Origin of the sequence: Serratia sp. CY84636 (assembly GCF_052166245.1) — a bacterium.
GTDB classification, from domain to species: domain Bacteria; phylum Pseudomonadota; class Gammaproteobacteria; order Enterobacterales; family Enterobacteriaceae; genus Serratia; species Serratia nevei.
Map to the genome: position 1 here is coordinate 334,534 of NZ_JBJNOX010000002.1, position 20,954 is coordinate 355,487.

Below are 20,954 nucleotides of genomic sequence, written 5' to 3' on the forward strand. Positions count from 1 at the left end.
TTGAGATTACGGATGATAAGCGCATTATAACCGAATCCGTTTCGGATTGGCGCGGACCGAATATTCAAGTAGTATCTACACGCATCTTACAAAGCATTAACAAAATTGCGCTTGAAGGAGAGGTTGATGGAAAGCAAAGTAGTTGTTCCGGCAGAAGGTAAAAAAATCACGGTTGACGCCCAGGGTAAACTGGTTGTTCCTCATAACCCGATCATCCCGTTCATCGAAGGCGACGGCATCGGCGTTGACGTGACTCCTGCCATGATCCACGTGGTTGATGCGGCCGTTAAAAAGGCTTACCACGGCGAACGTAAAATCTCCTGGATGGAAATCTACACCGGCGAAAAATCTACCCACGTCTACGGTAAAGACGTGTGGCTGCCGGACGAAACTCTGGACCTGATCCGCGACTACCGCGTCGCCATCAAAGGCCCCCTGACCACCCCGGTCGGCGGCGGCATTCGTTCTCTGAACGTGGCCCTGCGCCAGCAGCTGGACCTGTACGTGTGCCTGCGCCCGGTGCGTTACTACCAGGGCACCCCAAGCCCGGTGAAACAGCCTGAGCTGACCGACATGGTGATCTTCCGCGAAAACGCCGAAGACATCTACGCCGGCATCGAGTGGAAAGCCGGCTCCGCCGAAGCGGACAAAGTGATCAAATTCCTGCGCGACGAAATGGGCGTGAAGAAAATCCGCTTCCCAGAGCAGTGCGGTATCGGCGTGAAGCCATGCTCCGAAGAAGGGACCAAGCGTCTGGTGCGTGCGGCGATCGAATACGCCATCACCAACGACCGCGACTCCGTGACCCTGGTTCACAAAGGCAACATCATGAAGTTCACCGAAGGTGCCTTCAAGGATTGGGGCTATGAGCTGGCGCGCGAAGAGTTCGGCGGCGAGCTGATCGACGGCGGCCCATGGCTGAAGATCAAGAACCCGAACACCGGCAAAGAGATCGTGGTTAAAGACGTGATCGCCGACGCCTTCCTGCAGCAGATCCTGCTGCGCCCGGCGGAATACGACGTGATCGCCTGTATGAACCTGAACGGCGACTACATCTCCGACGCCCTGGCGGCCCAGGTTGGCGGCATCGGCATCGCGCCGGGCGCCAACATCGGCTCCGACTGCGCGCTGTTCGAAGCGACTCACGGCACCGCGCCGAAGTACGCCGGCCAGGACAAAGTGAACCCAGGCTCCATCATCCTGTCCGCAGAGATGATGCTGCGCCACATGGGCTGGTTCGAAGCGGCTGACCTGATCGTTAAGGGCATGGAAGGCGCTATCGCTGCCAAGACCGTGACCTATGACTTCGAACGCCTGATGGAAGGCGCTAAGCTGCTGAAATGCTCAGAGTTTGGCGACGCTATCGTTAAGCACATGTAAGTGTGTTCAGCGTTTGAATGAGAGCGGGAGCCTTAGGGCTCCCGTTTTTTTATTGTTCAAATATGAGTGAGGTATCGGACAGGCTCAGCGAGCGGCGTTAGCCGATTCACGTACGACCAGCACCGGGCAATTGGCGTGGCGGACGACGGCGGTGGCATTGGAACCGAGGAGGTAAGTGATCGCAGAAGGGCGGTTGGAACCCATCACGATAATCTCCGCGTTAAGCGCATCAGCGAGTTCCAGGATCTGATCTTTAGGATCGCCGACGGCAACGTGCGTGGTCACTCTATCTTCAGGCACGCTGAATTGTTTTGCCGCTTTTGCCAGCCCCTCGGTCGCTAGCGCAATGGTTTCGTCTTTGGTTTCTATCGCCGCCGTGGCGGCAAAGCCGAAAGCGGCGTAGGTGGCGCGCGACGGGATCACCGCCAGGAAATGGACGTGGGAGTCTTCGAGCCTGGCGAGCGCGTTGACATGCGGGATGACCTGCTGTGTTAATTCCGGCTCGGTAATATCCACGGGAACCAAGATAGTTTTATACATACTCCCTCCTTATCGTTATCAAAAAACTCCACTTTTTGGATTATAGCTGCTTGATGCAGGGAAAGGAGAGATCCCTATGGCAAACCTGAGAACGTTGCCGCTAAATGTCAGGTGTTTATCGGCGTTATCGTTAAATTCACGCAAGCACGCCGGTTTTTTCGAGTAGAAAGGGAGCCATTGGCTCCCTTGGTTTTAACTGGCTAAGGTTATCGAAATCTTAATGAGGGATCTCTGAAACCTCTTTGACTTCCGTCTTGTTGATTTGCTGTTTAACGCCATTGGCGTCGGTATAACCGATCAATCCGGCAGCGGTTTCTTTCGGCTTGCCGTCACTGATGAGCGTTCGACCGTCGTGGGTATGGATGGCGTAGCTGGTGCGTGTGCAGCCTGACAGTGCGGCGATGGCAACCAGGGCGATCGCGGGAAGAACAAGCGTTTTTTTCATTTGTAGCTCCTTTTAGTTATCCAACTCACTCATGTTTGCAATCTGATCTCGATTGATCTGTTCCGTTTTGCCCGTTTCTGCATTTCGATAGGAGACTAACCCGGTATCTTTATCGACCTGAGGCTTGCCGTCGGTGACAATGGTCTTGCCATCCGTTGTTTTGATCGCCTGATTGGAAGCGCAGCCCGCTATGAACATCACCGTAGTCGCAGTAAGAAGCGCGGCAAAGAGTCGTTTACTTTTCATACTTACCATCCTGGTTACTTAAATGAATTTAATAGCAGGAAAGTAAGTATAGGCAGGATCTCCAGATTGTTAGCGTTGAAACGCTTTTAATGCGATAAAAAATTAAGAATTTCTTAATTTATTGATGGGGTGATTGATCGCTCGGATAACAAAGTTATCGATAGGTCAAAGTTCGCAGACGTACTGCCCGGCGAGGGCGCTATGGCTTCATGTCATCATCGGCTTACGATCCTCCGCATGCCGATGCTTGATACTAACAATGTCTCTGGTGGTTGGGTGTTAATTCTGTATAAGTATTCACCGGGGATCTTTTTGAATACAACGTTGATTCGGCTGATAATCATCCATAAGGACAGGGATATGAAAATAACGCATTCAGGCTACAAAACCGGCATCGCGATACTATTGGCGGCGATGACCGCGCTGACGTTAACGGGGTGTGCCAAGCACACTGCCCCCAGCCAAAACGATCCGGTGAATAAAGAGGTCGATGATCTTTTCGCCAACCTTGGCGACCCAAAGACGCCGGCGCCGGGAAAAGAGAAATTACATTACATGACTCAGGTGCAAGCTGAGATTCAACGCCATTTAAAAGACGCCGCCACTTACTCAGGCCAACGCTGTACATTGCGTATCACGCTGGCGCCGGACGGCATGCCAGTCGGTGTTCGAACTGAAGGTGGCGATCCGGATCTTTGCCGTGCCGCCATGAAGGCGGTTGCCGATGCGCGTCTGCCTAAGCCGCCAACGCCAGAGGTTCATAATGCGTTCCAAATTATCACATTGGAATTTCGCCCGTAGTGACAGTAGAAGGTAAAGGGCGGCAACTGGGTTAAAAGAAGCCACAGGCCGCACTTTCATGCGGCCTGTGGCTTTGCCACGTTCCGTATCGCGCTTTCCTATGCTGAACCTGGATTTTTCGGCATTCTTTCACGGCATATGTTGCCAATACCTACCGATACATCATCGCGCTCACGCGTTCGGCCCGATCTTTAAAGCCGTTGCTGCGCATCGTTACCACATAGTAGCGGTAGTGATGTTTCTGTGCGTATTCGCGCACCAGATCTTCGGCGAACAGGCCGCTGAAGGTGACGGTGGTGACGAACGTCAGCCCTTTCACTTCGTAGGTGCTGATCTCTTGCGGGGTGCCGATATACGGCGGCGGGAACACGGTTTTGTGGAACTGGCAGCCCGCCAGCAGCAGGGTAAACAGCAGGGCGGCGGAGATTTGCGGTATTCTCATTGGGAAATGCTTTCCTTCCTTGGCGTGGGTTCTAGTAACTCTATAATAGGATTACAAAATTCGGCGGGGATGTAAAAATTATCCCGCTTCGGTTGCCGTTTCGTTGAAGCGGTGTCGCCGCTACCCATAAACATGAGGGGGTAAACATGCCTGTTCGTCTTGCCACTGAAACCGATGCCGCAGCCCTGATCGCCCTCGACAGCGCTGCCGAAGACGAGCCACAGCGCGCGGCGCAGATCCGCGCCTGGTGCGGGCAGGGCATCTGTTATCTTGCCGAGGAACACGGCATGGCGATGGGCTACGGCGTGCTGCACTATCACTTCTTCGGCTGCGGCTTTATCGAGATGCTGATGGTTGGCGAGCGCTATCGCCGCCGGGGCGTCGGGCTGGTGCTGATTGCCGCGTTGAAGTCCCACTGTCGGCACCCGAAGCTGTTCACCTCCACCAATCGCTCCAACCTGCCGATGCAGCGGCTGCTGCTGAACGCCGGGTTTGTCGCCAGCGGCCAGATTGACAATCTCGATGACGGCGATCCGGAGCAGGTCTTTTTTATCCAGGCGCGCTAATACAGCCGGACATCGACCGCCTGCTGTTGCAGCCAGGTGCTGACGTAGCCATAAGCGGCATAGAAGGCCAGCAGCGCGAAGAGCAGCACGGAAAGCGAGGCCAAAAACTTGACGTCGCCGTGCTTCGACAGCTGATAAGCGCAATAGAGAAAGGCCATCAGGCACAGCAGAGTGAAGGCGATAGCCAGCGTGGCGTAAAAAATAAGCATAACGAAACCCGTTCTTCCTTGTAAGCACGGCAAGGATACCACAGACAAAAAAGGGGCCCAATTGGGCCCCGGCGTGATTCGCTGCGGGAGGGTTACTCCGCCGCGTCGGGATGGTTTTTGCCTTCCTCGATAAACGCTTCGTCGATCTCTTCGATGTTCTCCTCACTGTCGCGGCCGGACAGGATGTTCCAGCAGGCGATGAACAGCGCGGCGATCAAGGGGCCGATGACGAAGCCGTTGATGCCGTAGATTTCCATGCCGCCCAGGGTGGAGATCAGGATCAGGTAGTCCGGCATTTTGGTGTCTTTGCCCACCAGCAGCGGGCGCAGAATATTGTCCACCAGGCCGATCACCACCACGAAGAACACCACCAGGAAAATGGCTTTCCACAGCATGCCGGTGGCGAAGAAGTAGATCACCGCCGGCACCCAGATGATGGCGGAGCCCACGGCCGGAATGATCGACAGGAACGCCATCAGCGCGCCCCACAGCAGGCTGCCGTCGATGCCGGTAAAGTAAAACGCCAGCCCGCCGAGCGCGCCTTGCACCACGGCGACCACCACCGTGCCCTTGACGGTGGCGCGGGAGACGGCGGCGAACTTCACGAACAGGTGGTGCTTCACGTGCTGGGAGAGCGGCAGCGCTTCGAGCGCCAGGTTCACCAGGTAGGGGCCGTCTTTCAGCAGGAAGAACAGCAGGTAGAGCATCACGCCGAAGCCGACGACGAAGTTGAAGGTGCCCTTGCCGATCAGGAACACGCTGCCCGCCAGGTATTGCCCACCCTTGAGCGCCACCTCGGAAAGCTGCTTTTGGATCTCGGCGGCGCTGTTGAGGTTATGCTCCGCCAGGAAGCGCTGCGCCCAGCCGGGCAGGTGGCGCATAAAGTCCGCCAGCATGGTCGGCAATTGGCTGTTGTTGGTCTGCAGCTTGGTGTAGATCACGTTGAATTCCATCGCCAGCGACGAGGCGATGATCGCCAGCGGCGTGAACACGATCAGGCAGATCAGCGCCACCGTCAGCAGCGACACCACGCCATTGCGTTCGCCGACGTACTGCTTCAGCTTCTTTTTCACCGGATGGAAAATCACCGCCAGAATAATTGCCCACAGCACCGAGGAGTAGTAAGGCCCCAGCACGTCAAGAAAGGCGGCGGTGACGATAAACAGGATCAGAATAAAGAATCCCTTGGAAATGCCTTTAGACATCATAGTCGTCCCTCAAAAGATGAATTTTCAGCATAGATGAACTGAATGAAAACAACACTATCATCACCTTTGCTTAACCGGTAGGGGATTTTTAGTGGCGTATTCCATATGGTTATTAAGGGCAAGGCGGGCGCCGTACGGTGAACAGGCGGCGGCGCGAGAAAAGAAAGAGGGCAAAATAATTAACAAAATTTATCGATTGTGTTTCATTTTGTGAGCCACGCTTGCCGCCTGCGCCAGGCTTTCCTAGTGTTGATGAGGGCGGCCGTTCGCCCGATATCACGTAGGAGTATGCAAATGACTGAACACAAACGACTTGCCGTTATAGAAAAAGCACTGCTGATCGTTTTCGCCGGCGTACTGGTTTATCTTGCCGCGACCGGCGCCTTGTCATTATCGGGCCTTGATCATCACTGGCCTTATCCTTCGCGATAGCGCGGTTGCTCTAGCTATGCAGACCCGATAACGATAATTAGCCGCTGTACCCTACGACAATACATTCACATAATGAATCATCCGTTATCCGCGCCGTTCTTTGGCGCGCAGGGTGGTTACGCTCTCTCCGCCGACGCCCCAGTTGTCGGTAGGCACCTCGTCAATCACCACGAAGGTGGTGTGGCGCGGTTTATTCAGCACCTGTTCCAGCAGCGCGGTGGCCCCCTCGATCAGCCATCGTTTTTGCTCGGCGCTGATCCCTTCATCGGTCACTTTAATGTTGATGTATGGCATATCATTGCTCCATGGGGTCACCAGACCCCGGCGGTTGCGCCGCCGTCCACCGCGATCGCGGTGCCGGTGACAAAATGGGAATCGGTCAGGTACAGCACCGCGTTGACGATATCCTGAGGTTGACCTATGCGGCCGGTTGGTGCCAGTTGCCGCATCTGCGCCAGGTTCTGCTCATCGTTCTGGTGCATCGGCGTGGCGATGATGCCTGGCGCCACGGCGTTGACCATCACGTTATGCGGCGCCAACTCCAACGCCAGTTCGCGTACGGCCTGATTCAGGCCGCCTTTGATTAGCACCGGCAGCAAGGCGGGCACTTTACTGTTGGGCTGCATGGCGATCGACGCGGTGATGGCGACGATATGGCCGCCGCCGAATTGTTGCATATGCTGCGCGGCGGCCTGCGCTGGGTAGAAGAAGCCTTTCAGGTTGGTTGCCACCATGGCCTCGACATCCTCCGGCGAATAGTCGGCGATCGGCTTGGCGATAAATATGCCGGCGTTATTGATGAGAATATCCACCCGGCCAAACCTTTGTGTCGCCATGCTGAACAACCGTTCGGCGGTTTCCGGCAGCGCAATGTCTCCCGGCACCAGCAGCAGATTGGCCTGATGGCCGAGTTGGTCCGCCGCCGTTTGCAGCCGTTCAAGCGAACGGGCGTTTGCGACAACCTGATAACCGCGTGCCAGATAGGCTTGCGCAATGGCAAAGCCCAATCCGCTCGATGCCCCCGTTACAATGACCGTTTTTACCTTGTTCATGTCCCCTCCTCGACAGGGCTGTGATTTAGCCTAGGTGAACGGTAATCCATACCTTTGAATTGAAAAATGAGGGGAAAAGAACTTTAATTTATACTTTATGTAATGAATTGGCAGGGATAGATATGCAACGTCATTTTGACGATGTCCAAGTGGGCAGCATCGAGCTGTTTTGCCTGACCGTCGAGACCGGCAGTTTCACCGCCGCGGCAAATGCCGCCGGGATAACGCCTGCGGCGGTCAGCCGTTCCGTTGCGCGCCTGGAGGCGCGGTTGCAGGCGAAGCTGTTTATCCGCACGACGCGCCAGATGCGCGTCACGGATGCCGGCCAAAGTTATTACCTGGAGTGTCGCAAGGCGCTGAGCCAACTGATCGAGGCCGAAGCGAAAATTTCCGGCGAGCGGCAGAAACCGGTCGGCACGCTCAGCATCAGCGTACCGACGCTATACGCACATTTTAGGTTGTTGCCGCGCCTGCCCGAGTTTGCGCAGCGCTATCCCGAACTCACGCTGAATCTGCACGTCAGTAATCAAAATATCGACTTTTCCGAAGATAAATTCGACGTTGCCATTCGTGGCAGCGAACTGAACGATTCAGGCCTGGTATCGCGGCGATTGGAGGAGGCCGAACTCATCGTAGTGGCGTCACCGGGCTATTTGCAGCGCCATCCTGCGCCGCTTACGCCGGCGGATTTGGCCCAGCACGACTGCATTCAGTATGCGTTGCCCAGCACCGGCAGGAAAACCACCTGGGCCTTTAACGTGCAGGGCGAAAATAGCAAAGTGGAAACCCGCGGGCGTTGGCTCTGCCAGGAAGATTATCTCGCCACGCTGACGCTGGTGAAAAATGGTGCCGGGTTGATGCAGGTTTATCGCTTTAGCGTCGAACAAGAGCTGAGAAGCGGGGCGCTGGTGGAGGTGCTGAAAGATTACGCCGGCGCCTCACGCCCCTTCATTCTGCTTTATCCCTATGCGCGTTATGTTCCGCTTAAAGTGCGGAAATTCATCGATTTTCTGACGGAAGATTAGCCGCCAGCGCCAACAGCGCCCCTGACACCGCCGCCGCCAGCACCAGCCACGCCGGGGCCGCCCAACCGGCCGCGGCCACGATGGCGCTCAGCGCGACCGGGCCGATCACCTGGCCGAGATAGTTCCCCTGCATCACCAGCCCCAGGCTCAGCGGCAGCAGGGTCGGTTTCGGCGTCGCCGCCGGCGTGGCGGCCAGAATGGTGGCAGGCAGCATGCCGGCGATGGCGCAGAACAGGAAACACAGCGGGATCAGCAGGCCGTTGGGCGTCATCGGCAGGAAAATGCCGATGCCGAAGATGCCTATGATCAGGCTGGTGGCCGCGAGCAGCGTTCTGGCGGGCAGACCGCGTGACAGCAGTACGCCGGCGGCGAGGTTGCCGATGATGTTCGCCGCCACCGCCGCCGCGCTGATGCCGCCGGCGGCCGCCAACGACAGGCCGATGCGTTGCATCAGGAAGATCGGCAGGAAGGTCATCACCGAGAAAAACTGCAGGTTGTAAGTGGTGAACATCAGCGCCAGCAACAGCGGCCGGCGCGCCCGCAGCATCGCGCCCAGCGCTTGCCGCAGCTGTAACGGCGGAACGTGTGCCTCGGCGGTGCGTCGGGGGGGGGTCAGCGGCAACAGCAGGGCGGCCAGCAGCGTCAGCGCCGCACCGGCCTGCCAACTCTGTTGCCAGTCGGCCAGGTGCGGGCCGAAAAACAGCGAAATGGCGATGCCCGCCGGCATGAAGGTGCTCCAGATGCCGAACACCAGGCTGCGCTGCGCCGGGGCGACGAGGCGGTTCAGCACCGCCGGCGAGGCGACCACCACGATCACGAAGCCGAGGCCTTCGACAAAGCGGCTGACGATCAACCCGCCGAAGTCGTGCAGCGTGGCGCCGGTAAAGCTGGCGGCGCTAATGATCAGCAATCCGAGCGCCAGCAGGCGCCGGTCGCCCCAGCGGCGCACCAGCAGCCCGGCGGCGATGCCACCGAACACTCCGACGAAGGGAAAGGCCGAAATAACCCAGCTTAGCGCCTCGAGCGAACGGCCGAACTCGGCCTGCAGCGCCGGCAGCGCGATGGTGGCCTTGCCCACGTGCAGCGCCGCGGCGATGCCGGCGAACAGCACGTTGATGACGGCTAGCCAGGGCGTGGCGGCAGGGGAAACGCGGTCGATGGCGTCCGGTTTAATGGCGGTCATAACACTCTCCAGTGGCGGTAACGCCATCACTATGTGCTCTTGCAACGGCTGAGGTCGTTCAAATGCTGCGCTATCACGCAGGGAAATTATTCATTTCGAGCTTTATTGATTGCGCGCCTTCGTTGTTTGGTTTGCCAGCGTGCCGCCCGGCGTGGACGCTCGCCTCCCTTCAGCGGTTTACTGTTCCGACACGCAGCAGGCGTGTTGTATTCATTTTATAAGGAGCAGTGTATGTCAGAGATGATGAACGAGAGTGGGGCGCCGGCCATTGAATGGAGCTATGGCGGCCGGGGTGATGATATCAGCAGCAGTCTGAGCCTCGACACGGTCGAGGAGCAGCCGCAGGGTTTCTTGATGACGGTCGATCGGCCGGTGCAGATCTTTAAAGACGCGCTGTCGCCGATGATGGCCTTTGTCACGCTGCTGCGCCCGCTGTACGCCAAGACGGGCGAGGGCTTCCAGTACGTGCCGGTTTCCAATCCCTGGACCGACGTGCAGCGCCTGCCGGCCAGCGCAGGTTATCTGGGCGTGCAGGTCAACGCCGGGCTGTTCTTCCACGGCGCCAAGCCGACGCACTATAAAGATCGCGACGGCCAGATGAAGCCGATCGACGGCGGTACCCTTTTGCAGAACATCACCGTGCTGCATCAGGTGGCGCAGCCGCTCGGCCCGGGTGAAGGCGCCGTCTGAGTCGGCTGCGTTATCACGGGGCCGGACGCGGCCCCTTATCGCGCCTTGAAACCGCGTGCAGGTTGGGTAAAACTGGCTGCCTATTCAAGGAGAAGAGCATGTACATCGACAACGAGAAAAAGTTTTATATCATCCTCAACCGCAATCACGAACCGGCCACGCTGTTTAACGCCTCCTGCCATCTGACGGCAGGCATCACCGATCTGATCGAGCAGCGCGAGTTTCACCACTATCCGAGCAGCCTCGACGGCGTCAGCGCCAATATGAGCCACTATCCGATCGTGATCCTGCAGGCCAAGAACAGCAGCCAGCTCAGCAACCTGATTCTGAAGTGCAAGGAAGAGGGCGTGTTGTCCAACTTCTTCACCACCACCATGCTGTCACACTCCGCCGAACAGCAGATCGCCGACACCGCCAACACCCCTTACGAACAGCTGGATTTCGTGGCGGTGGCGCTCTACGGCGACGCCGAACAGCTTAAGCCGCTGACCAAGAAATTCTCCGTCTACCGCTGAAAACGCGGGATCTCAGACGCTGGCGCCGTCGTAACTGTGGATCTGCAATGCATCGAGCGCAACGTCAGGCACGCAGCGCAGGTTGACGGCGCACATCGCGGCGCCGTCCGGCGCAGTGCCGTAGGCGAAGGGTTGGGCACCGCAGACTCGGCAGAACTGATGGCGGATCTTGTGGTGATTGAAGGTGTAGGTGCTGAGCTGGTCCTGGCCGCTGTTGAGCGTGAAGGCGCTGATAGGGAAGAAAGACAGCAGCAGCCCTTTGCGGCGGCAGATGGAACAGTTGCAGCTGAGGGCTTCGGTGGGCAGTTCGGCGTCCACGGAGAAGGTGACGGCGCCGCAGTGGCAGCTTCCCTGGAATGACATGGCGATGATCCTGTAGCAGGAGGGGTGTTTGCCCAGTATAGTGCAATTTATCGCCACTCGGCCGCGCAGGGCCCGGTTTCCTTAGTAAATGCGCGGTTTTCTGGTAGGTTAGAGCTTAACGTCATCAAAAGGAGATCGCGATGTTAGAACACTATTATCCGGCCAATATGGGCGCCGAACCGGTCACGGACGAACAGCACAAACGGTTGGTGGCGGTGCAGGCGGCGCTGGAATTGATCAAGGCCACGCTGTCGGATACCAACGACGGCAACGGCGTAGACTTCCAGCTGAAGGCGGCGGAAAAGCACATCGGCCCGATGGCCGACGCCATTCAGGAAGCCCTGAAGTAACGGTTCGCCGTCACCTCAACCGCCCGCACCGGGCGGTTTTTTTTTGCGCTGATTACTGCGATTTTTTTAGTGGCGTATTGCCTTTTTCCCGGCTGGTGCCGTGAGCGACGCGATCCTACTCTAGCGATCCGAATCCTTATCAGGGTCATGCTCATGTTCCGCTTCAACCTCTTTTCTTTCTTATTACAGCGCCACCGGCGCGTCATCCCGTTGGCCGTCGGCGCGCTGCTTCTCAGCGGCGTCATGCAGGCACAGGCCGCGCAGCGTATCGAATTCTCGCCGGATGCCGCCGGCGCTTATCCAGAGGGTATCGCCTGGAACCCGCGCGCCGGTGCGTTTCTGGTCTCCTCCCTGCGCGGTGGGCAGCTTGGCCTGGTCTACCCGGATGGCCGCTATCGGCGGTTTTCCATCGGTAAGGGGTTTATCACTACCTCCGGCATGCTGGTGGACGCCGAGCGTAATCGGGTGCTGGTGTGCAACGAAGACGTGGGGGTTTCCCTCAGCTCTGCTCCCGGTACGCGCAATCGCGTGGCGCAGGTGCTGGAGTTCAATCTCGATACCGGCGCGCTGCAGCAGACGTACGATCTCTCATCGTTAAGCCGTGGGCCGACGCTGGCCAACGATCTGGCGCTCGACGCGCAGGGCAATATCTACGTGACCGACAGCTTCCAGCCGCAGATTTACAAGGTCGACCGGGCAACGCGCCAGGTATCGATTCTGGTGCGCTCAGCGCGTTTGATGCCGGCCGAGGTTCCCGCCGCTGCGCAGGGCACGCAGCCTTATCTCAACGGTATCGTGTATCACCCGGATGGCTATCTGATTGCGGCGGACTACACCCGCGGGCTGTTGTGGAAGGTGACGCTGGATAGCGCGCCTGCGATAAGTGAAATCAGGCTACCGCAGCGGCTGAAAGGGCCGGACGGGCTGCGGCTCAAAAACGCCCATGAATTGGTGATCGTACAGTCTTTTCCGGGGGCAAAGGGGAGCATGTCCGGCGACGTAACGCTGCTCTCCTCGAACGACGGCTGGGCCAGCGCGCATATCACGGCGGTCGCCACGCCGCCGGAATTGGATGGGCCGACCGGCGCCGCGCTGCGCGATGGCGAGGTGTGGGTCGTCAACTCGCGTTATCCCCGTTTGTTTGCCGACGTCGCTCAGGCGGAGAGAACCAGGACGTTCAGCATCGTCAGGGTGGCGTTAGAGCGGAGGCCCGCCGATCGGCGACGGTTGCCAACCCGGCCGGAATAGGATTAAATGCCGCACTGACTGTATAAATAAACAGGTGCGCTGCGATGAGTCTGATGTTGAAGGGTGAAAAGATCGACCGTAACCGCTTTACCGGCGAGAAGATTGAAAACGGCAGCTTTATGCTGTGCGATTTTTCGGGCGCCGATCTGACCGGCACCGAGTTTATCGGCTGCCAGTTTTACGATCGCGACAGCCGACAGGGCGGCAATTTCAGCCGCGCGATACTGAAAGACGCCAGCTTCAGAAGCTGCGATTTGTCGATGGCCGACTTCCGCCACGCCAGCGCCCTGGGGCTGGAGATCCGCGAGTGCCGCGCGCAGGGCGCTGATTTTCGCGGCGCCAGCTTTATGAACATGATCACCAGCCGCACCTGGTTTTGCAGCGCCTATATCACCAAAAGCAATCTGAGCTACGCCAACTTCGCCAAGGTGGTGCTGGAGAAATGCGAGCTGTGGGAAAACCGCTGGCACGGCGCACAGGTGCTCGGCGCCAGCTTCAGCGGCTCCGATCTGTCCGGCGGCGAGTTCTCCGGATTCGACTGGCGCGCTGCCGACGTCACCCAGTGCGATTTGAGCAACGCGGAACTGGGCGAATTGGATTTGCGCACCACCGATCTGCAGGGCGTCAAAATGGACAGCCATCAGGCCGCGCAGCTGCTGGAGCGGTTAGGGATTGCGGTTATCGGCTAATAAATTGCCCCAGGCCCGTTTTCCACGGTGCCTGGGGGGAATATGTTTACGCGGTTTATGAATATAAATTTAAATATTGCTTGCTTAAATAACTCAGCCGTGTGTAAATAGCGTCATCGGTTTGTAGTACAGACCTTATGAAAGCAGTTTTAGTAAAGCAGTTCTCAGTATTAGCGATATCCCTCAGATACCTCTTCTTCCGCGAATTTTCTTCTCTAGTGCCCCATAAGTTTCCAATAAAAACAGACCTCTATCGCCCTATGGCGTCGCAAAAATAGAAAGGAAATATCTCTATGTCTACTAAAATGACGGGTTTGGTAAAATGGTTTGATGCAGGTAAAGGTTTCGGCTTTATCACCCCGGCAGACGGCGGCAAAGACGTGTTCGTACACTTCTCCGCTATCCAGAGCAACGATTTCAAAACGCTGGACGAAGGCCAACAGGTTGAGTTCACTATCGAAAAGGGTATGAAGGGTCCTTCTGCCGGCAACGTGGTCGCGTTATAATTTTCGGCCAAGGTGCGGTTTCTTACGACAGCGATGAAGGTTTAAGCCGGAGCAGTTAAGAAATAACACCCTCAGCCTGAATAAACTCCGGGTTCGCCCGGAGTCTTTATCGATACGTCATTAGCTCAGCAGGAAGAGCGGCAGCGAAATATTCGTTGGCGGACTGGGGTTCGATTCCTCGATGACGTTCCAATAATTAATTATTATTGGCAACAGAAAAACAGATTTTCGCATAAATAATAATGCCGCTTTCCAGTCTGTTTTCCTGTTGTGAAAAAGTCGCGCTTAGGCTGCGTAATGTTGGAGTGTTGGATGGACGCTTACGCCATAACATGACAGCCGGGAAAGTCACCGGCACATGATTAATAGCCCCGGCCCTGGCCGGGGTTTTTTGTGCCCGCGATCTTAACGCTGCGAGTCCAGCCGTTCGTTGTTTTTCACCACGTCCTGCGCCTTGAGGTAGCTCTCGATCAGCAACTGATAGGCCGGGAAGATTTTGGTGTAGACCTCGGCCCACTGCTGAGCGTCGGCGCGGTTCCAGCTGCCCTGCAGCTCGGAGGCCACGCCGGCGGTGTCGATCGGCACTACGCCGGCCTGCACCACGCGCGCCAGGGTGATTTCCTGCGCCATTTTCGAGTAGGTGCCGGAGGCGTCGATCACCGCGAATACTTTATAGCCTTCGGCCACCGCGCTGATGGACGGGAAGGCCATGCAGACGCTGGTGACGGTGCCGGCAATGATCAGGGTCTTGCGGCCGGTGGCTTTGACCGCCGCCACGAAGTCCGGGTTGTCCCAGGCGTTGATTTCCCCTTTGCGGGCGACGTATTGCGCGTGCGGCGCATTTTGGTGAATTTCCGGGATCAGCGGGCCGTTCGGGCCCTGCGGCACCGAGGCGGTGGTGATCACCGGCAGTTTGCTGAGGGTGGCGATGATGGCCAGGCCAGCGGCGCGGGCGCGCAGTTCAGTCATCGGCATATCGGCGACGGTTTGGAACAGGCCGCTCTGGTGGTCGATCAGGAGCATGACCGCGTCATTGGCATCAATAACAGGACGCTGGCCGTTGAAGTTGGCTGGAGTGCTCATGGTGTTTTCCTTTTCTCGTCGTGAGGTCAGTGGGTATCTTCTTTGATTGATAAGGCTGAAACTCAGCGCTTGCCTACAGTGTAGGGAGGGGAGAAAAATCCGGTAGACCGTGCAGGCGGGATGCATCGTTCCACAGATGGAACGACGGTGCGGCAGGCGAGTGAACCCGCGCTGGGCTAAACTTAAGATGCATGAGAAACATGCGGCAAGGAGCGCCATCCTGTTTACGTAGTTGACGAGGAGGGCCGCCATCATGGCTTACCGGCATATCGTTGTCGCCACGGATCTCAGCGAAGACGCCGAGTTCCTGCTGGGCAAAGGCGCCAGACTGGCCGCCGCGCTCAAGGCCAAACTTTCCCTGATCTATATCGACATCCACCGCGCCGGTTATTACGTCGATCTGGGCGTGGGCGATTACAACTACACCGATCGCACCTTTTCGGAGCGGGTGAAGAATATGCTCAATGCGATCAAAGGGCAGTCGTCCTACCCGGTCGAAGAGGTGATCGTCAGCCGCGGCGCGTTGACGGAAGAGCTGAACCGGGTGGCGAAAGAAAAAGGGTTCGACCTGGTGATCTTCGGCCACCATCACGACGTCTGGAGCCGGCTGGTCTCTTCGGCGCGCCAGGCGATCAACGAACTGAACGTCGATCTGCTGGTTGTTCCCATCGAGAAAAAATAGTCGCGGCCGCCTGCGGGCGGCTGCCGTTTTTGATTCACATCGTTTATCTCTGTGCGTCCATAACCGCACACCTGCAATAGTCTCGCCCGCTGACAATCTGCCAGGAAAATAGTGACTCACCGTAATTTTATTTTATCCATCAATATGTTGGCCAAAATCCGATAAAGGTTAATCCAGCGCATTGAAATCACTGACATACCTCCTTTTGGTTAATAAACCGCACGTTTTGACTGGCTCTCAGGGGAGGGGCGTCTTATCCTCGGGGTAATGAGATTTGTATGACTTATATAAATACGTTCACATGGAGGAGGTCTCATGCGTTTTGACAATAAAGTCGTGGTTATCACCGGTGCGGGCAACGGCATGGGGGAAGCGGCGGCGCGGCGTTTCTCCGCCGAGGGTGCCATCGTGGTGCTGGCCGACTGGGCCAAAGAGGCGGTAGATAAGGTTGCCGCTTCGCTGCCGAAGGGCCGGGCGATGGCGGTACATATCGACGTGTCCGATCACGTCGCGGTTGAGAAAATGATGAACGAGGTGGCGGAAAAACTGGGCCGCATCGACGTCCTGCTGAACAACGCCGGCGTACACGTGGCGGGCAGCGTGCTGGAAACCAGCGTCGACGACTGGCGCCGTATCGCCGGGGTCGATATCGACGGCGTGGTGTTCTGCTCCAAATTCGCCTTGCCGCACCTGCTGAAAACCAAGGGCTGCATCGTCAATACCGCGTCGGTGTCCGGCCTGGGCGGCGACTGGGGCGCGGCCTACTACTGCGCGGCGAAAGGCGCGGTGGTCAACCTGACGCGCGCCATGGCGCTGGACCACGGCGGTGACGGCGTGCGTATCAACTCGGTCTGCCCTAGCCTGGTGAAAACCAACATGACCAACGGTTGGCCACAGGAGATCCGCGACAAGTTCAATGAGCGCATCGCGCTGGGGCGCGCGGCGGAGCCGGAAGAAGTGGCGGCGGTGATGGCGTTCCTGGCCAGCGACGACGCCAGCTTTATCAATGGCGCCAACATCCCGGTCGATGGCGGGGCGACCGCCTCGGACGGCCAGCCGAAGATCGTTTAAGCGTTAACGCACAGGCCCGGTCAGGACGACCGGGCCTGCTGTTTTAGACGCCGATGCGGTCGCGCAGCGTGTAGTAGGCCGCGCCGATGGCGGTGAACGGGATCTGCAGATTGCGCCCGCCGAAGAACGGCAGGTGCGGCAGCTTGGCGAAGGCGTCGAAGCGTTCGGCGTCGCCGCGCATCAACTCGGCGATCAGCTTGCCCGCCAGATGGGTGCAGGTCACGCCGTGGCCGCTGTAGCCCTGCATGTAGTACACGTTATTCTCCAGCCGGCCGAACTGCGGCATGCGCGACAGCGTCAGCAGGAAGTTGCCGGTCCAGCGATAGTCGATACGCACCCCTTTCAGCTGCGGGAAGGTCTTCAGCAATTTTGGCCTGATCAGGTTGTCGATGTCGTCCGGATCGCGCGCGCCGTACACCACGCCGCCGCCGTACAGCAGGCGATGATCGGCGGTGATGCGGTAGTAATCCAGCAGGTAGTTACAGTCTTCCACACAGTAGTTCTTTGGGATCAGCGCCTGCGCGATCTCCGGCGCCAGCGGCTCGGTGGTCACCACCTGAGTGCCGCACGGCATGCTGCGCTTGGCCAGCCGCGGCTCCAGCTTGTCGCCCAGATAGGCGTTGCCGGCGACGATGACGAAACGCGCCTTCACCTGGCCGTTGGCGGTGCTGATGAGCGCCGGTTCGCCGTGGCGGATGTTCGTCACCGCCGATTGTTCGAAGATGCGCCCGCCCTGCAGGCGAATCGCCTCGGCCTCGCCCAGCGCCAGGTTGAGCGGATGGATGTGGCCGCCGCTGTGATCGAGCAGCGCGCCGACGTAGCGATCGCTGGCAACTTCCTGGCGTACCCGATCCGCATCGAGCAGCTCGAGCTGGGTATTGCCATAGCGTTCCCAGTTGCGTTTCTGCTCGATCAGCGCATGGAACTGCTTGTTGTTCAGCGCGGCGAAGATGCCGCCGGGGCGGTAGTCGCAGTCGATGGCGTAGCGGCTGATGCGGCTGCGGATGATCTCCGCGCCTTCAAACATCATGCTGCCGAGCAGGCGGGCGCTTTCCGCGCCGTAGCGCTCTTCAATCACATCAATGTCGCGGCTGTAAGAGTTGACCAACTGGCCGCCGTTGCGGCCGCTGGCGCCGAAACCGATGCGCGCCGCTTCCAGCACCACCACGTTATAGCCGGCTTCCACCAGAAACAGCGCGGAGGAGAGGCCGGTATAGCCGCCGCCGATCACGCAGACGTCGCATTCGATAGATTCATTCAGTTGCGGATAGGGCTGATGTGCGTTGGCCGTGGCCGCATAGTAGCTTTTTACGTGTTCAGTCATGAGATAAGCCCTTATTCCAGCGAGATCCAGGTGGTTTTCAATTCGGTGAACTTGTCCAGCGCGTGCAGCGATTTGTCGCGACCGTTGCCGCTCTGCTTGTAGCCGCCGAACGGCACGGTCATGTCGCCGTCGTTGTAGTTGTTGACGAACACCGTGCCGGCCTTCAGCTGGCGCGCCATGCGGTGCGCACGGGCCAGATCGCGGGTCCAGACCGCGGCGCCGAGGCCGTAGTCGCTGTCGTTGGCCAGCTGCAGCGCCTGTTGCTCGTCGTCGAAGGTGGTCACCGCCAGCACCGGGCCGAAGATTTCATCGCGCGCCACGCTCATGGCGTTGTTCACCTGGGTGAGGATGGTCGGCCCCAGGTAGCCTGCGTGGTCGCCCTGCGGATGGTCGCGCCCGTCAAGGAACAGTGCGGCGCCCTGGCTCAGCCCCCGATCGATATAGCCGGCCACTTTTTCGCAGTGGCCGCTGTCGATCAGCGTGCCCATCACCGTGGCGGGATCGAGCGGATCGCCGGGAACGAAGGCCGCCGCGTGTTTGCGCAGCGCCTGCAGGAATTCTTGCTCAATGCTCGCTTCGACCAGCAGGCGAGTGCCGGCGATGCACACCTGCCCCTGATTATAGAAGATGCCGGCGGCGGCGCTGCGGGCGGCCTGATCCAGATCCGGGCAATCGGCGAAGACGATATTGGCGCTCTTGCCGCCGGCCTCCAGCCAGACGCGTTTCATGTTCGATTCGCCGGCGTAAATCATCAGCTGCTTCGCCACCAGCGTGGAGCCGGTGAAGGTGAGGGCGTCGACGTCGCGGTGCAGCGCCAGCGCCTTGCCGGCGTCGTGGCCATAGCCGGGCACCACGTTCAGCACGCCGTCCGGCAGCCCGGCCTGCTGCGCCAGTTTGCCGAGCAGGATGGCGCTCAGCGGCGATTTTTCGGAGGGTTTGAGCACCACGCTGTTGCCGGCGGCCAGCGCCGGACCGAGTTTCCAGCAGGCCAGCAGCAGCGGAAAGTTCCAGGGCACGATGGCGCCGACCACGCCGATCGGCTCGCGCTCGATCAGCGCCAGCGCATCGCGGCCGGTGGGGGCGATTTCGCCGTACACCTTATCGATCGCTTCGGCGTACCAGCGGATGCAGCGAATGGCGCCCGGCACGTCGTCGCGCAGGCTGTGGCGAATCGGTTTGCCGGTGTCCAGCGTTTCCAGCAGCGCCAGCTCTTCGTGATGCTGCTCCATCAGCTCGGCGAAGCGCAGCAGCGTGGCCTTGCGCTGCGCCGGGGCGGCTTGCGCCCAGTCGCCACGCTCAAAGGCGGCGCGCGCCGCGCTGACCGCCCGATCGATGTCGGCGGCTTCGCCCCGCGCGACCTGCGCCAGCTCACGGCGCCCGGCGGGATCTTCCACGGCGAAACTTTTCCCCGCGGCGGCCGGCTGGTAGCGGCCGTCGATAAACAGCTGGTGCTCAATCTTCAGGGCCTGCGCCCGTTGTTGCCAATACTGCAAATGGTGAAAGTTCATGCCTGGCTCCGTTGATCAGAATGTCGTCGGCGTATGGGCGCTGATAATCCGGCAAATGCGCGCCGACGTGTTGCTGAAACTGTGGGGGATGCCGGTATTGATGGCGTAGCTCTGCCCAGCCAACAGGTGATAGCTCTGGCCGTTGACCTGCAGCACCACTTCACCCTCCAGCAGCGTGCCGATCTCTTCCCCCTGATGCTTGATGCGCTCGCCGGTGGTGGTGCCCGGTTCGTAGGTCTCGATCATCATCGCCAGCGTGCGGTTCGGGTCGCCGTTGTGGATAAGCTTCATCGAAACGCCCTGGCTGCCGATTTCGATCAGATCGTCACTGCCGATCACGATCTGCGGCTCCGTCGGTTTTTCCGGCTCGGCGAAAAACGCCGACAGCGACAGACCGTATACCGTCAGCAGCTTTTGCAGCGTGCTGATGGCCGGGCTGACCTTGTCCTGCTCGATAGTGCTGATGGCGCTGTGGGTTAACCCAGACAGTTCGGCGACCCGGCGCTGCGACAACCCTAATTGTTGACGGATCTGCGACAGACGTTTTCCCGGTGCCAAGCTGACGTCGCTCATGGGCGTTTTTCCTTTTGATAGTTCCGACAGGCGGTGATGAAACCATCAAACAACAGGCGCGACAGGGCGTACTCGTCGCTGTTCCACTCCGGGTGCCACTGCACGCCGAGCGCGAAAGGCTGATCGCGCACGCTGATCGCCTCCACCAGCCCGTCGGCGGCGTGCGCCTCGATGCGAACGCTCGCGCCCAGGGTTTTGGCGCCCTGGCCGTGCAGCGAGTTCACCCAGAATCTGTTGCAATCCGGTATCAGTTGCGAAAGCAGCCCCCCTTCCTGAACGATGACTTCGTGGGCGGGGGCGTATTGCTGTTCCAGCGGCAGGTCGTGATCTTCACGGTGTTCCTGCAGCTCGGGCAGTTCGTACAGGCGGCGATGCAGGGTACCTTGGGTGGCGACCACCATCTCCTGCATGCCGCGGCAAATGGCGAAAAGGGGAATGCGCCTGTCGAACGCCTGGCGGATCAGCGCCAGGCTCAACGCGTCTCGGCCAGGATCGGCGTCAGGCTCATCGCCGTTTTCACCATAAAGGTGCGGCTGCACATTACTGGGGCTGCCCGGCAGCAAAATGCCGTCGAGGCGCGGCAGCAGTTCCGCCAGCATTTCCGGCTCTGCCAGCGCGTGCGGCAGGGCGATCGGCAAGCCGCCGGCGGTGATAACGGCATTCAGGTACTTTTCTTGCAAGGTCTGTGTGAGGTGCCCGTTTAACCTATACCTGCACATGACGACGCCGATGACTGGTCTGTTAAATATATTGTCCATGCTATCCCCTTGGTACGTTCGAAATTATGAACGATAAGCTTCTCCACCGCCGATTTCGTTCAATA

At 58.8% G+C, this 20,954-nt stretch carries 28 protein-coding genes and 1 pseudogene; 14 read left to right on the plus strand and 15 right to left on the minus strand.

Annotation, left to right across the window (positions count from 1 at the left end):
- Nucleotides 1-126: 126 nt before the first annotated feature.
- Nucleotides 127-1,380: an NADP-dependent isocitrate dehydrogenase gene (icd, locus tag ACJ8QI_RS06085; protein ID WP_015377612.1), complete on the plus strand. Its 1,254-nt coding sequence runs from the start codon at nucleotides 127-129 to the stop codon at nucleotides 1,378-1,380.
- 84 nt (nucleotides 1,381-1,464) lie between these two features.
- Here icd and uspF read toward each other — a convergent pair whose 3' ends face one another.
- The 3 genes from uspF to ACJ8QI_RS06100 all read right to left on the minus strand — a co-directional run bounded on the left by uspF (nucleotide 1,465) and on the right by ACJ8QI_RS06100 (nucleotide 2,611).
- Nucleotides 1,465-1,920: a universal stress protein UspF gene (gene uspF / locus ACJ8QI_RS06090; protein ID WP_060419331.1), complete on the minus strand. Its 456-nt coding sequence runs from the start codon at nucleotides 1,918-1,920 to the stop codon at nucleotides 1,465-1,467.
- A gap of 217 nt (nucleotides 1,921-2,137) precedes the next feature.
- Nucleotides 2,138-2,365, minus strand: a complete 228-nt coding sequence (locus ACJ8QI_RS06095) for a YgdI/YgdR family lipoprotein (protein ID WP_038877767.1) — start codon at nucleotides 2,363-2,365, stop codon at nucleotides 2,138-2,140.
- 12 nt (nucleotides 2,366-2,377) lie between these two features.
- Nucleotides 2,378-2,611, minus strand: coding sequence for a YgdI/YgdR family lipoprotein (locus ACJ8QI_RS06100; RefSeq protein ID WP_038877765.1), 234 nt, complete (start codon nucleotides 2,609-2,611; stop codon nucleotides 2,378-2,380).
- Nucleotides 2,612-2,848: 237 nt separating this feature from the next.
- On the opposite strand from ACJ8QI_RS06100, the gene tolA reads away from it, so the two are divergent.
- Nucleotides 2,849-3,412: a cell envelope integrity protein TolA gene (tolA, locus tag ACJ8QI_RS06105; protein WP_442532221.1), complete on the plus strand. Its 564-nt coding sequence runs from the start codon at nucleotides 2,849-2,851 to the stop codon at nucleotides 3,410-3,412.
- A gap of 151 nt (nucleotides 3,413-3,563) precedes the next feature.
- Here tolA and ACJ8QI_RS06110 read toward each other — a convergent pair whose 3' ends face one another.
- Nucleotides 3,564-3,854: a hypothetical protein gene (locus ACJ8QI_RS06110; protein ID WP_025302534.1), complete on the minus strand. Its 291-nt coding sequence runs from the start codon at nucleotides 3,852-3,854 to the stop codon at nucleotides 3,564-3,566.
- Between the two features lie 146 nt (nucleotides 3,855-4,000).
- Between ACJ8QI_RS06110 and ACJ8QI_RS06115 the strand changes: the two genes are divergently transcribed.
- Entirely contained in the window at nucleotides 4,001-4,420 is a 420-nt protein-coding gene (locus ACJ8QI_RS06115; RefSeq protein ID WP_084826357.1) for a GNAT family N-acetyltransferase, read from the plus strand.
- Here ACJ8QI_RS06115 and ACJ8QI_RS06120 read toward each other — a convergent pair.
- On the minus strand, nucleotides 4,417-4,629 hold the full coding sequence (locus tag ACJ8QI_RS06120) for a hypothetical protein (protein ID WP_033638232.1): 213 nt from the start codon (nucleotides 4,627-4,629) through the stop codon (nucleotides 4,417-4,419). The two genes, ACJ8QI_RS06115 and ACJ8QI_RS06120, sit on opposite strands and share 4 nt — an antisense overlap.
- A gap of 92 nt (nucleotides 4,630-4,721) precedes the next feature.
- Nucleotides 4,722-5,837 (minus strand): AI-2E family transporter, encoded by a 1,116-nt coding sequence (locus ACJ8QI_RS06125; RefSeq protein WP_084826356.1) that lies wholly within the window; start codon nucleotides 5,835-5,837, stop codon nucleotides 4,722-4,724.
- Nucleotides 5,838-6,131: 294 nt separating this feature from the next.
- On the opposite strand from ACJ8QI_RS06125, the gene ACJ8QI_RS06130 reads away from it, so the two are divergent.
- Nucleotides 6,132-6,269: a hypothetical protein gene (locus tag ACJ8QI_RS06130; protein ID WP_175444106.1), complete on the plus strand. Its 138-nt coding sequence runs from the start codon at nucleotides 6,132-6,134 to the stop codon at nucleotides 6,267-6,269.
- A gap of 84 nt (nucleotides 6,270-6,353) precedes the next feature.
- Here ACJ8QI_RS06130 and ACJ8QI_RS06135 read toward each other — a convergent pair whose 3' ends face one another.
- Nucleotides 6,354-6,563, minus strand: coding sequence for a tautomerase family protein (locus ACJ8QI_RS06135; protein WP_087763540.1), 210 nt, complete (start codon nucleotides 6,561-6,563; stop codon nucleotides 6,354-6,356).
- A gap of 17 nt (nucleotides 6,564-6,580) precedes the next feature.
- Complete coding sequence (locus ACJ8QI_RS06140) at nucleotides 6,581-7,321, minus strand: SDR family NAD(P)-dependent oxidoreductase (RefSeq protein ID WP_442532222.1); 741 nt, start codon at nucleotides 7,319-7,321, stop codon at nucleotides 6,581-6,583.
- 122 nt (nucleotides 7,322-7,443) lie between these two features.
- Between ACJ8QI_RS06140 and ACJ8QI_RS06145 the strand changes: the two genes are divergently transcribed.
- Entirely contained in the window at nucleotides 7,444-8,346 is a 903-nt protein-coding gene (locus tag ACJ8QI_RS06145; RefSeq protein WP_336843370.1) for a LysR family transcriptional regulator, read from the plus strand.
- Here the strand turns inward: ACJ8QI_RS06145 and ACJ8QI_RS06150 are convergent.
- On the minus strand, nucleotides 8,321-9,529 hold the full coding sequence (locus ACJ8QI_RS06150) for an MFS transporter (protein ID WP_442532223.1): 1,209 nt from the start codon (nucleotides 9,527-9,529) through the stop codon (nucleotides 8,321-8,323). The two genes, ACJ8QI_RS06145 and ACJ8QI_RS06150, sit on opposite strands and share 26 nt — an antisense overlap.
- 231 nt (nucleotides 9,530-9,760) lie before the next feature.
- On the opposite strand from ACJ8QI_RS06150, the gene ACJ8QI_RS06155 reads away from it, so the two are divergent.
- Together ACJ8QI_RS06155 and ACJ8QI_RS06160 are read left to right on the plus strand one after the other, a co-directional pair.
- Nucleotides 9,761-10,219, plus strand: coding sequence for a hypothetical protein (locus ACJ8QI_RS06155; protein ID WP_060660813.1), 459 nt, complete (start codon nucleotides 9,761-9,763; stop codon nucleotides 10,217-10,219).
- A 98-nt stretch (nucleotides 10,220-10,317) separates the two neighbouring features.
- On the plus strand, nucleotides 10,318-10,734 hold the full coding sequence (locus ACJ8QI_RS06160) for a DUF2000 family protein (RefSeq protein WP_442532225.1): 417 nt from the start codon (nucleotides 10,318-10,320) through the stop codon (nucleotides 10,732-10,734).
- 12 nt (nucleotides 10,735-10,746) lie between these two features.
- Here ACJ8QI_RS06160 and ACJ8QI_RS06165 read toward each other — a convergent pair whose 3' ends face one another.
- The gene (locus tag ACJ8QI_RS06165; RefSeq protein WP_049202725.1) at nucleotides 10,747-11,097 is read right to left on the minus strand and encodes a GFA family protein; all 351 of its coding nucleotides are present in this window, start codon (nucleotides 11,095-11,097) and stop codon (nucleotides 10,747-10,749) included.
- Between the two features lie 140 nt (nucleotides 11,098-11,237).
- On the opposite strand from ACJ8QI_RS06165, the gene ACJ8QI_RS06170 reads away from it, so the two are divergent.
- From ACJ8QI_RS06170 to ACJ8QI_RS06190, 5 genes and pseudogenes are all read left to right on the plus strand, one after another.
- Complete coding sequence (locus ACJ8QI_RS06170) at nucleotides 11,238-11,447, plus strand: hypothetical protein (protein ID WP_004941260.1); 210 nt, start codon at nucleotides 11,238-11,240, stop codon at nucleotides 11,445-11,447.
- Between the two features lie 153 nt (nucleotides 11,448-11,600).
- A complete protein-coding gene (locus ACJ8QI_RS06175) occupies nucleotides 11,601-12,695 on the plus strand; it encodes an SMP-30/gluconolactonase/LRE family protein (protein ID WP_442532226.1) in 1,095 nt (364 codons plus the stop codon).
- Nucleotides 12,696-12,739: 44 nt separating this feature from the next.
- Nucleotides 12,740-13,384 carry a Qnr family pentapeptide repeat protein gene (locus ACJ8QI_RS06180; RefSeq protein ID WP_070914890.1) on the plus strand — a complete coding sequence of 215 codons (645 nt, stop codon included), beginning with the start codon at nucleotides 12,740-12,742 and terminating at the stop codon, nucleotides 13,382-13,384.
- A gap of 293 nt (nucleotides 13,385-13,677) precedes the next feature.
- The gene (gene cspE / locus ACJ8QI_RS06185; RefSeq protein ID WP_025302547.1) at nucleotides 13,678-13,890 is read left to right on the plus strand and encodes a transcription antiterminator/RNA stability regulator CspE; all 213 of its coding nucleotides are present in this window, start codon (nucleotides 13,678-13,680) and stop codon (nucleotides 13,888-13,890) included.
- A 114-nt stretch (nucleotides 13,891-14,004) separates the two neighbouring features.
- Nucleotides 14,005-14,082 (plus strand): annotated as a pseudogene (locus ACJ8QI_RS06190).
- 213 nt (nucleotides 14,083-14,295) lie between these two features.
- Here the strand turns inward: ACJ8QI_RS06190 and ACJ8QI_RS06195 are convergent.
- Nucleotides 14,296-14,973, minus strand: coding sequence for a hydrolase (locus ACJ8QI_RS06195; protein ID WP_442532227.1), 678 nt, complete (start codon nucleotides 14,971-14,973; stop codon nucleotides 14,296-14,298).
- Between the two features lie 253 nt (nucleotides 14,974-15,226).
- Between ACJ8QI_RS06195 and ACJ8QI_RS06200 the strand changes: the two genes are divergently transcribed.
- A complete protein-coding gene (locus ACJ8QI_RS06200) occupies nucleotides 15,227-15,655 on the plus strand; it encodes a universal stress protein (RefSeq protein WP_038877738.1) in 429 nt (142 codons plus the stop codon).
- 315 nt (nucleotides 15,656-15,970) lie between these two features.
- Nucleotides 15,971-16,726: an SDR family NAD(P)-dependent oxidoreductase gene (locus ACJ8QI_RS06205; protein ID WP_025302549.1), complete on the plus strand. Its 756-nt coding sequence runs from the start codon at nucleotides 15,971-15,973 to the stop codon at nucleotides 16,724-16,726.
- A gap of 43 nt (nucleotides 16,727-16,769) precedes the next feature.
- Here ACJ8QI_RS06205 and ACJ8QI_RS06210 read toward each other — a convergent pair whose 3' ends face one another.
- From ACJ8QI_RS06210 to puuD, 4 genes are read right to left on the minus strand one after another with little or no spacing between them, the layout of a single operon-like run.
- Entirely contained in the window at nucleotides 16,770-18,050 is a 1,281-nt protein-coding gene (locus ACJ8QI_RS06210) for an NAD(P)/FAD-dependent oxidoreductase (protein ID WP_180548464.1), read from the minus strand.
- Between the two features lie 11 nt (nucleotides 18,051-18,061).
- A complete protein-coding gene (puuC, locus tag ACJ8QI_RS06215) occupies nucleotides 18,062-19,558 on the minus strand; it encodes an aldehyde dehydrogenase PuuC (protein ID WP_060424244.1) in 1,497 nt (498 codons plus the stop codon).
- Between the two features lie 15 nt (nucleotides 19,559-19,573).
- A complete protein-coding gene (gene puuR, locus ACJ8QI_RS06220; protein WP_049288046.1) occupies nucleotides 19,574-20,131 on the minus strand; it encodes an HTH-type transcriptional regulator PuuR in 558 nt (185 codons plus the stop codon).
- Nucleotides 20,128-20,889 carry a gamma-glutamyl-gamma-aminobutyrate hydrolase gene (gene puuD / locus ACJ8QI_RS06225; RefSeq protein WP_038877729.1) on the minus strand — a complete coding sequence of 254 codons (762 nt, stop codon included), beginning with the start codon at nucleotides 20,887-20,889 and terminating at the stop codon, nucleotides 20,128-20,130. Before puuD ends, puuR begins: the two co-directional genes overlap by 4 nt.
- Nucleotides 20,890-20,954: the final 65 nt, after the last annotated feature.

Excerpts from the sequence above, each read along its gene's own strand:
- icd (WP_015377612.1), top strand. The coding sequence starts at position 127 with ATGGAAAGCAAAGTAGTTGTTCCGGCAGAAGGTAAAAAAATCACGGTT.
- uspF (WP_060419331.1), bottom strand. The coding sequence starts at position 1,920 with ATGTATAAAACTATCTTGGTTCCCGTGGATATTACCGAGCCGGAATTA.
- ACJ8QI_RS06095 (WP_038877767.1), bottom strand. The coding sequence starts at position 2,365 with ATGAAAAAAACGCTTGTTCTTCCCGCGATCGCCCTGGTTGCCATCGCC.
- ACJ8QI_RS06100 (WP_038877765.1), bottom strand. The coding sequence starts at position 2,611 with ATGAAAAGTAAACGACTCTTTGCCGCGCTTCTTACTGCGACTACGGTG.
- tolA (WP_442532221.1), top strand. The coding sequence starts at position 2,849 with ATGCCGATGCTTGATACTAACAATGTCTCTGGTGGTTGGGTGTTAATT.
- ACJ8QI_RS06110 (WP_025302534.1), bottom strand. The coding sequence starts at position 3,854 with ATGAGAATACCGCAAATCTCCGCCGCCCTGCTGTTTACCCTGCTGCTG.
- ACJ8QI_RS06115 (WP_084826357.1), top strand. The coding sequence starts at position 4,001 with ATGCCTGTTCGTCTTGCCACTGAAACCGATGCCGCAGCCCTGATCGCC.
- ACJ8QI_RS06120 (WP_033638232.1), bottom strand. The coding sequence starts at position 4,629 with ATGCTTATTTTTTACGCCACGCTGGCTATCGCCTTCACTCTGCTGTGC.
- ACJ8QI_RS06125 (WP_084826356.1), bottom strand. The coding sequence starts at position 5,837 with ATGATGTCTAAAGGCATTTCCAAGGGATTCTTTATTCTGATCCTGTTT.
- ACJ8QI_RS06130 (WP_175444106.1), top strand. The coding sequence starts at position 6,132 with ATGACTGAACACAAACGACTTGCCGTTATAGAAAAAGCACTGCTGATC.
- ACJ8QI_RS06135 (WP_087763540.1), bottom strand. The coding sequence starts at position 6,563 with ATGCCATACATCAACATTAAAGTGACCGATGAAGGGATCAGCGCCGAG.
- ACJ8QI_RS06140 (WP_442532222.1), bottom strand. The coding sequence starts at position 7,321 with ATGAACAAGGTAAAAACGGTCATTGTAACGGGGGCATCGAGCGGATTG.
- ACJ8QI_RS06145 (WP_336843370.1), top strand. The coding sequence starts at position 7,444 with ATGCAACGTCATTTTGACGATGTCCAAGTGGGCAGCATCGAGCTGTTT.
- ACJ8QI_RS06150 (WP_442532223.1), bottom strand. The coding sequence starts at position 9,529 with ATGACCGCCATTAAACCGGACGCCATCGACCGCGTTTCCCCTGCCGCC.
- ACJ8QI_RS06155 (WP_060660813.1), top strand. The coding sequence starts at position 9,761 with ATGTCAGAGATGATGAACGAGAGTGGGGCGCCGGCCATTGAATGGAGC.
- ACJ8QI_RS06160 (WP_442532225.1), top strand. The coding sequence starts at position 10,318 with ATGTACATCGACAACGAGAAAAAGTTTTATATCATCCTCAACCGCAAT.
- ACJ8QI_RS06165 (WP_049202725.1), bottom strand. The coding sequence starts at position 11,097 with ATGTCATTCCAGGGAAGCTGCCACTGCGGCGCCGTCACCTTCTCCGTG.
- ACJ8QI_RS06170 (WP_004941260.1), top strand. The coding sequence starts at position 11,238 with ATGTTAGAACACTATTATCCGGCCAATATGGGCGCCGAACCGGTCACG.
- ACJ8QI_RS06175 (WP_442532226.1), top strand. The coding sequence starts at position 11,601 with ATGTTCCGCTTCAACCTCTTTTCTTTCTTATTACAGCGCCACCGGCGC.
- ACJ8QI_RS06180 (WP_070914890.1), top strand. The coding sequence starts at position 12,740 with ATGAGTCTGATGTTGAAGGGTGAAAAGATCGACCGTAACCGCTTTACC.
- cspE (WP_025302547.1), top strand. The coding sequence starts at position 13,678 with ATGTCTACTAAAATGACGGGTTTGGTAAAATGGTTTGATGCAGGTAAA.
- ACJ8QI_RS06195 (WP_442532227.1), bottom strand. The coding sequence starts at position 14,973 with ATGAGCACTCCAGCCAACTTCAACGGCCAGCGTCCTGTTATTGATGCC.
- ACJ8QI_RS06200 (WP_038877738.1), top strand. The coding sequence starts at position 15,227 with ATGGCTTACCGGCATATCGTTGTCGCCACGGATCTCAGCGAAGACGCC.
- ACJ8QI_RS06205 (WP_025302549.1), top strand. The coding sequence starts at position 15,971 with ATGCGTTTTGACAATAAAGTCGTGGTTATCACCGGTGCGGGCAACGGC.
- ACJ8QI_RS06210 (WP_180548464.1), bottom strand. The coding sequence starts at position 18,050 with ATGACTGAACACGTAAAAAGCTACTATGCGGCCACGGCCAACGCACAT.
- puuC (WP_060424244.1), bottom strand. The coding sequence starts at position 19,558 with ATGAACTTTCACCATTTGCAGTATTGGCAACAACGGGCGCAGGCCCTG.
- puuR (WP_049288046.1), bottom strand. The coding sequence starts at position 20,131 with ATGAGCGACGTCAGCTTGGCACCGGGAAAACGTCTGTCGCAGATCCGT.
- puuD (WP_038877729.1), bottom strand. The coding sequence starts at position 20,889 with ATGGACAATATATTTAACAGACCAGTCATCGGCGTCGTCATGTGCAGG.